General features: G+C 65.6%; 12 protein-coding genes. 3 read left to right on the top strand and 9 right to left on the bottom strand.

The genetic code is table 11. The features are described 5' to 3' along the window. Positions 1 to 107: 107 nt before the first annotated feature. Both E2I15_RS32915 and E2I15_RS32910 read left to right on the top strand, forming a co-directional pair. On the top strand, positions 108 to 1,664 hold the full coding sequence (locus E2I15_RS32915; protein WP_137482862.1) for an MDR family MFS transporter: 1,557 nt from the start codon (positions 108 to 110) through the stop codon (positions 1,662 to 1,664). A 290-nt stretch (positions 1,665 to 1,954) separates the two neighbouring features. Continuing rightward, positions 1,955 to 3,265: an ABC transporter substrate-binding protein gene (locus E2I15_RS32910; protein ID WP_137482863.1), complete on the top strand. Its 1,311-nt coding sequence runs from the start codon at positions 1,955 to 1,957 to the stop codon at positions 3,263 to 3,265. Positions 3,266 to 3,475: 210 nt separating this feature from the next. Here the strand turns inward: E2I15_RS32910 and E2I15_RS32905 are convergent, their stop codons facing one another. From E2I15_RS32905 to pcaF, 7 genes are all read right to left on the bottom strand, one after another. Then, positions 3,476 to 4,645: a Gfo/Idh/MocA family protein gene (locus tag E2I15_RS32905; protein WP_137482864.1), complete on the bottom strand. Its 1,170-nt coding sequence runs from the start codon at positions 4,643 to 4,645 to the stop codon at positions 3,476 to 3,478. A gap of 16 nt (positions 4,646 to 4,661) precedes the next feature. Further along, entirely contained in the window at positions 4,662 to 5,516 is an 855-nt protein-coding gene (locus tag E2I15_RS32900) for a shikimate dehydrogenase (protein WP_137482865.1), read from the bottom strand. A 21-nt stretch (positions 5,517 to 5,537) separates the two neighbouring features. Beyond that, positions 5,538 to 6,002, bottom strand: a complete 465-nt coding sequence (locus E2I15_RS32895; protein WP_137482866.1) for an SRPBCC domain-containing protein — start codon at positions 6,000 to 6,002, stop codon at positions 5,538 to 5,540. An 11-nt stretch (positions 6,003 to 6,013) separates the two neighbouring features. Beyond that, positions 6,014 to 6,337: an ArsR/SmtB family transcription factor gene (locus tag E2I15_RS32890; protein WP_137482867.1), complete on the bottom strand. Its 324-nt coding sequence runs from the start codon at positions 6,335 to 6,337 to the stop codon at positions 6,014 to 6,016. Positions 6,338 to 6,479: 142 nt separating this feature from the next. After that, positions 6,480 to 7,082 carry a protocatechuate 3,4-dioxygenase subunit alpha gene (gene pcaG / locus E2I15_RS32885; RefSeq protein WP_137482868.1) on the bottom strand — a complete coding sequence of 201 codons (603 nt, stop codon included), beginning with the start codon at positions 7,080 to 7,082 and terminating at the stop codon, positions 6,480 to 6,482. Next, the gene (gene pcaH / locus E2I15_RS32880) at positions 7,083 to 7,784 is read right to left on the bottom strand and encodes a protocatechuate 3,4-dioxygenase subunit beta (RefSeq protein ID WP_137482869.1); all 702 of its coding nucleotides are present in this window, start codon (positions 7,782 to 7,784) and stop codon (positions 7,083 to 7,085) included. 105 nt (positions 7,785 to 7,889) lie between these two features. Continuing rightward, positions 7,890 to 9,098 carry a 3-oxoadipyl-CoA thiolase gene (gene pcaF / locus E2I15_RS32875; protein ID WP_137482870.1) on the bottom strand — a complete coding sequence of 403 codons (1,209 nt, stop codon included), beginning with the start codon at positions 9,096 to 9,098 and terminating at the stop codon, positions 7,890 to 7,892. Positions 9,099 to 9,413: 315 nt separating this feature from the next. Here pcaF and mutS point away from each other — a divergent pair, with 315 nt between their 5' ends. Next, a complete protein-coding gene (mutS, locus tag E2I15_RS32870; protein ID WP_137482871.1) occupies positions 9,414 to 12,140 on the top strand; it encodes a DNA mismatch repair protein MutS in 2,727 nt (908 codons plus the stop codon). An 81-nt stretch (positions 12,141 to 12,221) separates the two neighbouring features. On the opposite strand, the gene E2I15_RS32865 is transcribed toward mutS, so the two are convergent. Both E2I15_RS32865 and E2I15_RS32860 read right to left on the bottom strand, forming a co-directional pair. After that, positions 12,222 to 13,022 carry a hypothetical protein gene (locus E2I15_RS32865; protein ID WP_137482872.1) on the bottom strand — a complete coding sequence of 267 codons (801 nt, stop codon included), beginning with the start codon at positions 13,020 to 13,022 and terminating at the stop codon, positions 12,222 to 12,224. Positions 13,023 to 13,208: 186 nt separating this feature from the next. After that, positions 13,209 to 13,718, bottom strand: coding sequence for an OsmC family protein (locus tag E2I15_RS32860; protein ID WP_016845538.1), 510 nt, complete (start codon positions 13,716 to 13,718; stop codon positions 13,209 to 13,211). Positions 13,719 to 13,814: the final 96 nt, after the last annotated feature.

Genomic DNA, 13,814 nt, shown 5'->3' with positions numbered 1-13,814 from the left:
GGCGGCCGCGATAACAGTGCGCCCCCTCTCCCGCTTGCGCGGGGAGGGCCGACCTCGCCCGCAAGCGGGAGAGGGGGCTCCAACGCTCGAGAACAGGACCGACCTGAATGAATGCACCGTCACCATCCGCCGTGCCCGGCATGCGCCGGAACATGGTGACGATCTGCGCGATGACCGCGACGATCATGCAGGCGCTCGACACCACGATCGCCAACGTCGCGCTGCCCTATATGCAGGGCTCGCTGTCGGCTTCGCAGGACCAGATCAACTGGGTGCTGACCTCCTACATCGTCGCCGCCGCGATCATGACCGCGCCGGTGGGCTGGATCGCCAACCGCTATGGCAGGAAGCGCATCTTCATCATCTGCTCGGCCGGCTTCACCGTCGCCTCGGTGTTCTGCGGCCTCGCGCAGGACATCACCCAGATGGTGCTGTTCCGCCTGCTGCAGGGCGTGTTCGGCGCGGCGCTGGTGCCGCTGTCGCAGGCGGTGATGCTCGACTCCTACGCGCTGCATGAGCGCGCGAAAGCGATGTCGATCTGGGGCATGGGCGTGATGATGGGCCCGATCATGGGCCCCTCGCTCGGCGCCTGGCTGACCGAGACCTATTCCTGGCACTGGGTGTTCTTCGTCAACCTGCCGTTCGGCGCCATCACCGTGCTCGGGCTCGCGATCTTCATGGACGAAACCAAGCAGGACCTCAATCTGCGCTTCGACTGGTTCGGCTTCACCGCGCTCGCGGTGTCGATCGGCGCGCTGCAGCTCGCGCTCGACCGCGGAGAGCAGCTCGGCTGGCTGGAATCCAACGAGATCTTCGTCGAGTTCGTCGTCGCGGCGGTCGGCGCTTATTTCTTCTTCGCCCATTCGCTGACCACGAGCCGGCCGTTCATCCAGTTCGCGCTGTTCAAGGACAAGAACTTCCTCGGCGGCTGCGTGTTCATGACGGTCATGGGCCTCGTGCTGTATTCGACCATGGCGCTGTCCTCGCCCTATCTGCAAAACGTGATCGGCTATCCGATCATCACCGCGGGCCTGTTGCTGGCGAGCCGCGGCGTCGGCACCTTCGTCGCGATGATGCTGGTCGGCCGCATGATGCGCTATATCGAGGCGCGCACGCTGATCATCTCGGGACTGGCGCTGACCGCGGCCTCGCTGTTCCAGATGACCGGCTGGACCGACATGACGCAGGCGAGCGAGATCATCGTCGTCAGCGTGATCCAGGGCTTCGGCTTCGGCCTCGTGTTCGTGCCGCTGTCGACGGTCTCGTTCCTGACGCTGCCCAATCACCTGCGCACCGACGGCACCTCGATGCTGACGCTGCTGCGCAACGTCGCAAGCTCGGTCGGCATCTCGATCGTGATCGCGCAGCTCACCGAGGGCTCGCGGCGGATCTACGCAAAGCTGTCGGAGCAGATCAATCCGTTCAACCACGCGCTGCAGATGCCCGACGTATCGGGCATGATCAACCTCAACACCGACGCCGGCCGCGCGATGGCCGACAAGATGGTGGCCGCGCAGTCGCAGATCATCGCGTTCTCGCACGACTACCAGCTGGTGATGCTGTTCATCCTGGTCTCGATTCCGCTCGCGATGATGATCGGCTCGACCAAGGCCGCGCTGCGCACGCAGTCGGCGCCGTCGGACCATGCCGCGGTGATGGAGTAGGTTTTTTCGCAGTCCACCATCATCGTCGTCCCGGCGAAGGGACCCATAACCACGGGGTCGTGTTGTAAGAGGAACTGCAGCCCCAGCGTCGCGCAACGATTTATATTTGGGGTAATGGGTCCCGGCCTTCGCCAGGCCTTCGCCGGGACGACGTAGGAAGCCAAGCTCCCCCTCCCAAAGCGCAAGACGCCGCAGCCGCAAGCCGCGTTGACTTTCCGACCTCGCCTCCCAATACTCCGCGAAAACAAGCAAGACCCGTCACACAACCGACGGTCTCAGGGGAGGACGCGATGCCGACTTCACGCAGGACGCTGCTGAAGACTTCAGCGGCTGCCGCCGCTGCTTTCAGCTTGGATTGGACACGGGCACAGGCGCAGGCCGAGACGGTCCGGATCGGTGTGATCTACGACCTGACCGGTCCGTTCGCCGCCGGCGGCTCGGTCGCCTCCTCGATCGGCACCCAGATCGCGATCGACCTCGTCAACGAGAAGGGCGGCGTCGGCGGCAAGTACAAGATCGCGCCGGTCAACGTCGATTCCCAGAGCAAGCCCGATGTCGCGATCAACGAGGCCAATCGCCTGATCGACCAGGAGAAGGTCGACATCCTCAACGGCGTGTTCGCGAGCTCCCACGCGGTGCCGCTCGCCGCCAAGGTCGAGCAGCAGAAGCGGATCCTGTGGATCACGACCGCGGTCTCGACCGCCGTGTTCAAGGACAAGAACCTGCAATACGTGTTCCGCGCGCAGATCCATTCCGACCAGTACGGCCAGGCCTTCGCGAGCTTCATCAATGAGCACGCCAAGGCCAAGCTCGGCATGGAGCCGAAGGACGTCAAGGTGGCGCTGATCCACGAGGATGGCCCCTATGGCGTCGGCGTCGCCGCGGCGGACGAGGCCTTCGCCAAGGAGGTCGGGCTGCAGGTCGCGCTGAAGGAGGGCTATTCGGCTTCGGCGCCCGATCTCTCGGTGCTGGTCACCAAGCTGAAGCGCGCCAAGGCCGACGTGATCTCGCATGCCGGCTACAATCCCGACATCACGCTGTTCCTGCGCCAGGCGCGCGAGAGCGGGCTGAAGTTCAAGATGCTGTTCGGCGCCGGCGCCGGCTACAGCCAGCTCGACAAGCTACGCGCGACCTTCGGCGCCGACATCGACAATTTCTGCAACATCGACCCGGTGCCGGCGCAGCTGCTCGATCCTGCCAAGCTCGCGCCCGGAATCGGCGACCTCACCAAGACCATGGTCGCGCGTTACCGCGAGAAGACCAATGCGACCGAAGTGCCGCCGCACTGTTCGATGGGCTTCAACCAGACCTGGATCCTGCTCAACAATGTGCTGCCGGTCGCCAAGGAGAAATATGGCGGCTTCGATCCGGAGGCGATCCGCAAGGCGGCGCTCGACGTCGACATCCCCGCAGGCGGCACCATCCAGGGCTATGGCGTGAAGTTCTATCCGCCGGGCACGCCGCTGTCCGGCCAGAACGAGCGCTCGACCCCGGTCGTGATGCAGAACGCCGGCGAGCGCATCACCGTGGTGTGGCCGACCAATATCCGCACGCAGGATCCGGTGTTCCCGCTGCCGAAGGGCTCGGTGTACGCGGCGTAGGGATTGCGATGATTCCAGACTGCTGCGGCGGCGGCGCTGCATCCTCTCGCCTTGTGGGAGAGGGTGCCTTCGATGCAGCGCATCGAAGCCGGGTGAGGGGTTTCTCTTTGCGAGCTCTTCGAGAGCCGAATTTGCGGTAACAACCCCTCATCCGGCGCGCTCGCGCGCGCCACCTTCTCCCACAAGGGGAGAAGGGAAGAGTTCGCGCGGCTACAGCACCACCCGCCTGCCCTCATCCGCCGCCCAGTAGCCGGCGTAGTTCACCTTCGTCGTCTCATACGCCAGTACGAGGTCCGCGAGCGGTTGCCGGCCGGTCGCCACGCACTCCATGAAATCCTGGATCTCCTGCAGGTAGCCGCGGGTCCATTCCTCCTCGAGACAGACATATTGCCAGCCGGTTTTGCGATCGACCTTTTCGGTGATGTAGACCGAGGCGAGCTTCTCCTCGCTCGTCTGGTAGCTCGTCAGATGCGTGTTCGGAGTGATGTTGGCGAATAGCGAGCCGCCGCTCGTATAGGTCTCGATCAGGTTGCGTACGCCGCCCATGATCATGTCGCCCGAAAACACCGTGGCCTTGGTGCCGTCGGAGAAGGTCGCGGTCAGCGTGCCCCAATCCTCGACGTCGACCGGATTGGCCTTGACGTAGGCGCGCTCTTCCGGCTTGAGACCGGCGGTGACATTGCCGACGTCGCAGGTGACGCTGGCGACCGTGATGGTCTCGCCGCGCGCTTTCGCCTCGACCTGCTTGAGATAGAGCACCGCCGACAAGGGATGACAGCCCATCCGGATCAGCGAGCCGCCGCCGGTCATCGCCCATTCGGCGGCGTGCGCGGCATGCGAGCCGGAATGGCTCTCCTCGCCCTTCATGAACAGGATCTTGTCGCCTGTCGCACGGACGATCTCCGTGGTCTTGGTCACCGCCGGCGCGTAGATCCAGTCCTCGGCATACATGAAGAGTTGTCCGCTTCGCTCGATCGCGGCGCGGGTTTTCTCCATCTCCTCCATCACGCGTTGATACATCACCGCTTTCGGCACGTGCCGGCCGATCGGCGCCTTGTCGCCGTCGCGGCCGAAATAGCCGCTGAACGGCTTCTCGCAGATCACGTGCTTGCCGGCTTGCATCGCCTCCACGATCATCGCGGCATGCAGATTGGGCGGCGTGCAGATGTCGATGACGTCGAGCTCGCGGTCGGCGACCAGTTCGGCGAAGCTGCGATAGGCGTTCGGGATTGCGTGCTTGCGGGCGAACGCATTGACATGGTCGCCGCGCGCCGCGACCGCCCTCACCTCGACGTCGACGCCATAGACGCGCCGGTAGGCGTACATATGCAGCTCCGACACGAAGCCGCAGCCGGCCAGCCCGATCCTGATTTTTGTCATTTTGTGTCTCCGCCCCTCAGGCGGGCGCAGAGTAGCGTGCGGCCATCACCGCGTCGAACGCATTTGCCATGACATCAGTCGAAGGCATCATCGTCGTGAACAATTCGAACGCGTCCGCTGCTGCGTAGACCGCCAGCTCGCGCCCGGTCAGGACTTTGGCGCCCTTGGCCTTGGCCGCCAACAGCAGCGGCGTCCAGAGCGGCGTGTAGACGGCATCGGCGACCCACATCGACGGATGCAACAAGCTGTCCGGCACGGGACTGTCGCGGCTCGGCAGCATGCCGACCGGCGTTGCGTTGACGACGCCGGTCGCGCCATCGACCGCGCGCTCGACGCTGGCGGCACCACGAGCCGCATGACGGCCGGCCAACTGACCGGCCAGTCGCACGACCTTCGCGGCATCAGCGTCGAAGATGCGGAGCTCGCCGACGCCGAGACCGGCGAGCGCAAAGGCGATCGCTTTGCCGACGCCGCCGGCACCGATCAGCGCGATCGGGCCGCGCGGCGTTGATGCAAGCAGCGGCGTGATCGCACGCACAAAACCTGACGCGTCGGTATTGTGCCCGACCAGCCGCGTGCGATGGGCGACGATGGTGTTGACCGCGCCGATCGCGCGCGCATCCGGCGCAAGGTCATCGAGCAGCTCGACGACCGCCTCCTTGTAGGGAAAGGTGACATTGACGCCGGCAAAGCCGAGCCGCCTGATGCCGTCGAGCATCGCACGCAGATCGTCGCGGCCGGCGCCCTTGACCTCGATGAGCTGGTAGTGACAGCGAACGCCTAGTGCTGCTGCGGCCGCTTCGTGCATCGCAGGCGCCGCCGAATGCGCGATCGGATAGCCAATCAGCCCCGTCAGGAAACGGTCGCGCATTGTCCCTCACGTCAGTCGCGTTCAACTCATGCGGTCGAGCCGAGCATAGCTGTCTTCCATGCCGTGCTCCATGCCGGTCGCGAGCATCGCCGCGCGCGTCTCCGTATCCGGCAGCGTCATCCGCATCGTCATCAGGGTGCCGTCGCCGTCGGGCGCGAAACGCGTCTCGACGTGATTGTCCGGCGTCGGATCCGGCAGATGCATGCGCTCGACATGGACGATGCGGCTGAACGGTTCGAGTTCGAGATATTCGCCGGTCAGATGAAAGCCGCCGCCCTTACCGTCATTCCATTCGTAGCGGATCCTGCCGCCGGGCTTCGCCTCGCTGATGCAGACCGGCATGGTCCAACCGTCGGGGCCGAGCAGCCATTTCTGCAACAGCTCCGGCTCGGTATGCGCGCGATACACCGCCTCGGGCAGCGCGACGAAGCGCCTGGTAACAATCACGTAGCGGTCGCCTTCGGTCTTCAGCGCCAACTTGCTCATGGGGATACCTTTCACTGCTCAGGCTTCATTGCGGCCAGCACGCCGTCCAGCCGGTCGTAATTGGTTTCCAGCGCGCGGCGCAGCATGCCGAGCCATTGATCGATCTCGGCAACCGCTGATGGCGCCAGCCGGCACGGCCGCTTGGTGCCCTCGATCCGCCGCACGATCAGGCCGGCCCCCTCGAGCACCTTGAGATGGCGGGAGATCGCGGGCTGGGTCATGTCGAACGGCTCGACCAGCTCCATGACAGTCGCCTCGCCCAGAGCGAGGCGCGCCAGGATCGCCCGGCGAGTCGGGTCGGCGAGCGCGGAAAAGGCGGCATCGAGATTGGTCATGCTTGATCTCGTATCGGTTATATAAATATCTTGTTATATAACTTGCAGCGCATGGTCAAGCGAAATCCGCTGCGGCGAACGCGCGCAGCGGATACCGGTCGTCCCTTCAATGCTGGTATTGCGCGCCGGTGGCGGCGCGCAGCTAGACGTCGAAGAACACGGTCTCGTTGTCGCCCTGCAGATGGACGTCGAAGCTGTAGGTGTTGCCCGGGCCGGCCTTGCGCCTGGCGATCAGCGTGGCGCGGCGATCCGCCGGCACCAGCGCCAGCGTGGAATCAGCGGCGTTGCCGGCTTCGTCGTCGAAATAGATCCGGGTGTAGAGATGCAGCAGCATGCCGCGCGCGAACACCGCGAGCAGGATGTGCGGCGCCTGCGGCTTGCCGTCGGCATCCGGCACCACGCCCGGCTTGATGGTGTCAAACGCGTAGCCACCGTTCTTGTCAGTGCCGCAACGGCCAAAGCCCTTGAACGACGAGTTCGGCAACGCGCGCGCATCCTGCGGATCGGAGAAGCGGCCCTGGCTATCGGCCTGCCAGATCTCCAGCATGCAATCCGGGATCACGGCGCCGTCGCCGTCATAGACGGTGCCCTCGACGCGGATCCGCTCGCCCGAGACGTCGCCCGTCAAGAGGTTGCTGGTGAAAGCATCGTTCCACTCATACTCGCCGTTCGGCGTCAGGCCATACTTGAAATAGGGGCCGACGGTCTGCGAGGGCGTGATTCCGTCAGGACGCGGGTTCGACACTTACCTGGTCTCCATCGGCGTGGCACTCTGCCCGCGCAGCACGATATCGAAGCGATAGCACAGCGCCCATTCCGGCTTGGTGTTCTCGAGGTCGAACGAGGAGATCATCCGCGCCCGCGCCTTCGCATCCGTCACCGAGTTGAAGATCGGATCGAACGGAAACAAGGGGTCGCCGGGGAAATACATCTGGGTCACGAGCCGCGAGACGAAGGAGTGGCCGAACACCGAGAAGTGGATATGCGCCGGCCGCCAGGCATTGTGGTGATTGCCCCAGGGATAGGCGCCGGGCTTGATGGTGATGAACTTGTAATAGCCCTTGGCATCGGATTGCGTGCGGCCGGCGCCGGTGAAGTTCGGATCGAGCGGCGCCGGATGCTGGTCGACGACGTGGATGTAGCGGCCGCAGGCATTGGCCTGCCACAGCTCGACCAAGGTATTGGGGACACCACGGCCGTCCTCGTCGAGCACATAGCCGTGCACGATGATGCGCTCGCCGAGCGGCTCGCCCTTGGCCTGGATGGTGAGGTCGTTGTCGTGCGCGCGCACCGTCTCATGACCATAGACCGGCCCGGTCAGCTCCGAGAGCGTATGCCGCATCGGGATCAGCGGCTTTTGCGGCGCGCGCTTCACGGTGGAGCGATAGTCCGGCGACAGCCGCGCTGGATGGGCCGCAAGCGATTGCAGCGGGTACAACAAGGTCATGGCGAATTCCTCCGCGGCCCACGCGCCCGGTGAGCTCACGTCAGATCATTATAATGCATAACCAAATTGGGGAAGGGCTGTTTTCAACCCTTCCAAGCCATTGACTTAGTTCAGCTTTTCGATCGCGACCGCAACGCCCTGGCCGACCCCGACGCACATAGTTGCCAAGGCAAGCTTCCCGCCCCGCTTCTCCATGCCGTGCACGGCGGTCAGGACCAGCCGCGCGCCGCTCATGCCGAGCGGGTGGCCGAGCGCGATCGCGCCGCCATGCGGATTGACGAAATCGGCGTCTTCCTTGACGCCGAGCTGGCGCAGGCAGGCGATGCCCTGCGAGGCGAAGGCCTCGTTGAGCTCGATCAGGTCGAAGTCCGACACCTTGATGCCAAGACGCTCGACCAGCTTCCTGGTCGCCGGCACCGGACCGATGCCCATGATGCGCGGCGGCACCGCGGCCGACGCGAGGCCGAGGATTTTTGCGCGCGGCGTCAGGCCGTGCTTCTTCACCGCGGCCTCGGAAGCGAGGATCATCGCGGCGGCGCCGTCATTGACGCCGGACGCGTTGCCCGCGGTCACCGTGCCCGGGTTGCGCACGATCGGCTTCAGTTTTGCCAATCCTTCGAGCGTGGTTTCGGGCCGCGGATGCTCGTCCTTGTCGACGGTGATGGGACCGGCCTTGCCGCCGGGCACCTGGATCGGCACGATCTCCTCGGCGAAATAGCCCGACGCGATCGCCGCACCGGCGCGCTGCTGCGAGCGAATCGCCATCGCATCCTGATCGGCGCGCGACACCTGGAATTCCTCGGCGACGTTCTCACCGGTCTCCGGCATCGCATCGACGCCGTACTGCGCCTTCATCAGCGGATTGATGAAGCGCCAGCCGATCGTGGTGTCGAAGATCTCGGCGGACCGCGAGAAGGCCTCCGGCGCCTTGCCCATCACGAACGGCGCGCGCGTCATCGATTCGACACCGCCCGCGATCGCAAAATCGATCTCGCCGGCGCGGATGGCGCGCCCCGCAGCACCGACCGCGTCGAGACCGGAGGCACAGAGCCGGTTCAGGGTCTGGCCGGGAACCGATTCCGGCATGCCGGCGAGCAAGAGCGCCATGCGTGCGACGTTGCGGTTGTCTTCTCCCGCCTGGTTGGCGCAGCCGAAATAGACCTCGTCGACCTCGTTCCAGTTGAGCGTCGGATGCTTGGCCATCAGCGCCTTGATCGGGGCCGCCGCAAGATCGTCGGCGCGCACCTTGGCGAGCGAACCGCCGAAACGGCCGATCGGGGTCCGGACGGCATCGCAAATGAACACATCACGCATTGAATCTCTCCCTGAATGCCGCGGCTTAGGCGCTGGATCGGCTGGAACTTGGGGGGAGTTTTAGGAGCGTGCCCGCGGCAGGTCAATCGACGCCGCCGCGTGGCATCAGCGCATTCCCGTGAGGACTTGTCATATCCTTGGCCGTGGAGAGGGTGGAAAACCCCGACGTCGCGGATAGGACCGCGCGACGAAATTTTGTAGTTTCCGCCGTCTGGAGCCTGACGGTTCTGATGAGATCAGAACCGGACTCCAGATTTTTCTTTGGACGCGTTTTCTTCACGCGAACCGGTACCCACTTCTCTCGAAAACGCTCTCATGACCATTCAGCAGCCCATCCCCGTTCCGCCCGAAGCCACTGCCGCCGAGGCGCCGTCGCGCGTCACGCCGATGATGGAACAGTATCTGGAAATCAAGGCCGCCCATCCCGGCCTGCTGCTGTTCTACCGGATGGGCGACTTCTACGAATTGTTCTTCGAGGATGCCGAGATCGCCTCGAAGACGCTCGGCATCGTGCTGACCAAGCGCGGCAAGCATCAGGGCGTGGACATCCCGATGTGCGGCGTGCCGGTCGAACGCTCCGAGGATTACCTGCATCGCCTGATCGGCGCCGGCCACCGTGTCGCGGTGTGCGAGCAGACGGAAAACCCCGCGGAAGCCAAAGCCCGCGGCAACAAGAGCGTGGTCCGCCGCGGCGTGGTGCGGCTGGTGACGCCGGGCACGCTGACCGAAGACACGCTGCTCGACGCCCGCACCAATAATTACCTGATCGCGATCGCGCGCGCCCGCGGCTCGGCCGGCGCCGACCGGCTCGGGCTCGCCTGGATCGACATCTCGACCTCCGAATTCATGGTGACGGAGTGCGCGACCGCGGAGCTCGCGGCGACGCTGGCGCGCATCAATCCGAACGAGGCGATCGTCACCGATGCGCTCTATAGCGACAACGAGTTCGCGCCGACCTTGCGCGAGCTGCCGTCGGTGACGCCGCTGACCCGCGACGTGTTCGACAGTGCCACCGCCGAGCGGCGGCTGTGCGACTATTTCGCGGTCGCGACCATGGACGGCCTGTCGGCGATGTCGCGGCTGGAAGCGACCGCCGCCGCCGCGGCCGTCACCTATATCGACCGCACCCAGGTCGGCAAGCGTCCGCCGCTGTCGCCGCCCGCGCGCGAGGCCGCCGGCACCACGATGGCGATCGATCCGGCGACCCGCGCCAATCTCGAACTGACGCGTACGCTGGCCGGTGAACGCCGTGGCTCGCTGCTCGATGCGATCGACTGCACCGTCACCGCGGCGGGCTCGCGCCTCCTGGCGCAGCGCCTTGCCGCGCCGCTCACCGACGTTGCCGTGATCGCGCGGCGGCTCGACGCCGTCTCGGCCTTCGTCGCGGATTCCGCGGCGCGCGAGGACGTCAGGACCGTGCTGCGCGCGGCGCCCGACATGTCGCGCGCGCTGGCGCGGCTCTCGGTCGGCCGCGGCGGCCCGCGTGATCTCGCCAGCCTGCGCGACGGCATCCTCGCCGCCGACCAGGCGCTGGAGCTGCTGGCGCAGCTTGCCAATCCGCCGACCGAGGTCTCCACCGTGATGGCGGCCTTGCGGCGCCCCTCGCGCGATCTGGCGCAGGAATTCTCCCGCGCGCTCTCCGAACAGCTGCCGCTGATCAAGCGAGATGGCGGCTTCGTCCGCGAGGGCTATGAGGCCGCGCTCGACGAGAGCCGCAATCTGCGCGATGCCTCGCGCCTCGTCGTCGCCGCGATGCAGGCGCGCTACGCCGAGGACACCGGCATCAAGACGCTGAAGATCCGGCACAACAATGTACTGGGCTATTTCGTCGAGGTCACCGCGCAGCACGGCGACAAGCTGTTCGCGCCGCCGCTGAATGCGACCTTCATCCACCGCCAGACGCTGGCCGGACAGGTCCGCTTCACCACCGCAGAACTCGGCGAGACCGAGGCCAAGATCGCCAATGCCGGCGAGCGCGCGCTCAATCTCGAGCTCGAGGTCTTCGAACGCTTGACCGCGATGGCGCTCGCGGCGAGCGACGATCTGCGCAACGCCGCGCATGCCTTTGCGATGCTCGACGTCGCGACGTCATTGGCCAAACTTGCGATCGACGACAATTACGTGCGGCCCGACGTCGACGGCTCGCTCGGCTTTGCGATCGAGGGTGGACGGCATCCGGTGGTCGAGCAGGCACTGAAGCGCGATGGCCAGCCGTTCATCGCCAATGCCTGCGATCTCTCCCCGGCGCCCGCACAAAAATCCGGCCAGCTCTGGCTGATCACCGGTCCGAACATGGCCGGTAAATCGACCTTCCTGCGCCAAAACGCGCTGATCGCGCTCTTGGCGCAGATCGGCTCCTACGTGCCGGCGTCGCGGGCGCGGCTCGGCATCGTCGACCGGCTGTTCTCGCGCGTCGGCGCCGCCGACGATCTGGCGCGGGGACGCTCGACCTTCATGGTCGAGATGGTCGAGACCGCGGTAATCCTGAATCAGGCGAGCGAGCGGTCGCTGGTGATCCTCGACGAGATCGGCCGCGGCACCGCGACGTTCGACGGGTTGTCGATCGCCTGGGCCGCGATCGAGCATCTGCATGAGAGCAACCGCTGCCGCACGCTGTTCGCGACGCATTATCACGAGCTGACCGCGCTCTCGGCGAAACTGCCGCGGATGTTCAACGCCACGGTGCGGGTCAAGGAATGGCAGGGCGACGTCGTGTTCCTGCACGAGGTGCTGCCCGGCTCCGCCGACCGCTCCTACGGCATCCAGGTCGCAAAACTCGCCGGCTTGCCGCCGGCCGTGATCACGCGCGCCAAATCGGTGCTGGCCAAACTCGAAGCCCAGGACCGCGGCCAGACCGCGCGTGCTCTGGTCGACGATCTGCCGCTGTTCGCCGTCCCCTCCCGCGCCGCCAGTGAGGACAAACCGCCGAGCGAGGCGGATCTGCTGATCGAGGCAGTGAAGGCGCTGCATCCCGACGAGATGTCGCCGCGCGAGGCGCTGGACGCGCTGTATGCGCTGCGGGCGAAGCTGCCGAAGCATTAGATCCGTAGGGTGGGTTAGCCGAAAGCGTAACCCACCATTGTCGCGGCGAGAAAGATGGTGGGTTACGCTTCGCTAACCCACCTACGCCTTCACGGCCTTCCGCCGCCCGATCCGCCACAGCACCAGATTCCACACGATACAGGTGGCGAGCGCGCAGCAAAGGCCGATTGGCGAGCCGAATTGCAGCACCGCGACGTGCAGCACCGCAACGCCGAGACCGAAGCCCATCAGACCCCAGGCGCTGTTGGCGAGCACGGCGGCGGTTGCGGGGCCGCCGATGCGCGGATGCAGGATCAGCATCATCGAGGAGAATACGATCGGAAACAACGCCATCACGCCGGTGACGCGCGGGCCGACCCAGCCTGACGCCGTGACCACGGTGCCGACCAGGCTTGCGACCAGCACGGCGCGCAGCGGAATGTCGTACCAGCGCCGCGCGATCAGCGGCATTTTCGCGACGTGCCGATAGGGCCTCAGCAGCGGAATGCAGATCGCAAAGGTGATGGCGTTGACGATCAGGCCGGCGGCGAGCGACCACTCGAACTGGCGGATGATGGTGGCGAGCACCAGCCACACCGCGATCGCGCTGCCCGCGCTGATCCACATGCTGAAGCGCTGCGCCAGCACGGCGTAGGTCAGGCCCATATAGATGGTGGCGGCGTTGACCGGCAGGCTCGCCAGCGCGCCCTGGGCGATGAAGGCGGCGTCATGGTCGAGCGCGAGGAAGGTGTAGGACGGCCCGGCCGAGATCGGCAGGGTCGCGATCAGCGCGCCGATCACCGGTCCCGAACGCTCCGTGATGATGGATGCGCTGACCACGAATGCGGCGGCGACCGCCATGCGCAGCGCGAGGATCAGGACGAAATGGAGTTCGGGGGACATTTTTGTTTTTCTTGACCCTCCCCTGGAGGGGGAGGGTCGGCTCACATTGAGCGAAGCGAGATGTGAGCCGGGGTGGGGTGATCTCTCAGCACGGGCACCGATCGGGTGGAGAGGCCTTCACCCCACCCCGACTCGCATCTGCGATGCGAGTCGACCCTCCCCCTCCAGGGGAGGGTAAGCAATACCTCACACCCGCTGCATCGTCACCGACACCTTCGGGCCGTTCTTGATGGTCTGATAGACCACGCAATAACGCTCGGTGAGCTTCAGCAAGAGGTCGAGCTTGTCCTGCGGCGCGTCGGTGCCGATCTCGAAGCGGAGGCGGATCTCGCGAAAGCCGACCGGGGTCTCCTTGTCGACGCCGAGCGTGCCGCGAAAATCGAGATCGCCTTCGGCGAAGACGTTGCCGACCTTCAGCGGCACCTCGATGGCGGTCGCAACCGATTTCAGCGTGACGCCGGCACAGGCGACCAGCGCTTCCAGCAGCATGTCGCCGGAGCAAAGCTCGAGCCCGGAGCCGCCGGTAGCGGGGTGGAGGCCGGCGATCGCGAGCGCACGGCCGGTCTCGACCTTGCAGGCGATGCTCTCATTGTCGATCGAGCCCTTGGCCTTCAGCGTGATCACGGCGGCCTGTGGGTCGGTCTTGTAGCGCTCCTTGATCGGAGCCTGCATTGCGCGGAGTTCGGCGGAGTCCATGGGTCTGCTCCCGGCTGTTCTTCTTGATCTCCGGTGTAAGGCCTTGGGGCGCGGATGTCACCATCGCGCGTGAGCGCGACAACCTCGCGCCTCCCT

It is taken from the genome of Bradyrhizobium sp. BR2003, assembly GCF_009720285.1.
Classification (GTDB): Bacteria; Pseudomonadota; Alphaproteobacteria; order Rhizobiales; family Xanthobacteraceae; genus Bradyrhizobium; species Bradyrhizobium elkanii.
This window is presented reverse-complemented; position numbering and strand designations above follow the sequence as displayed.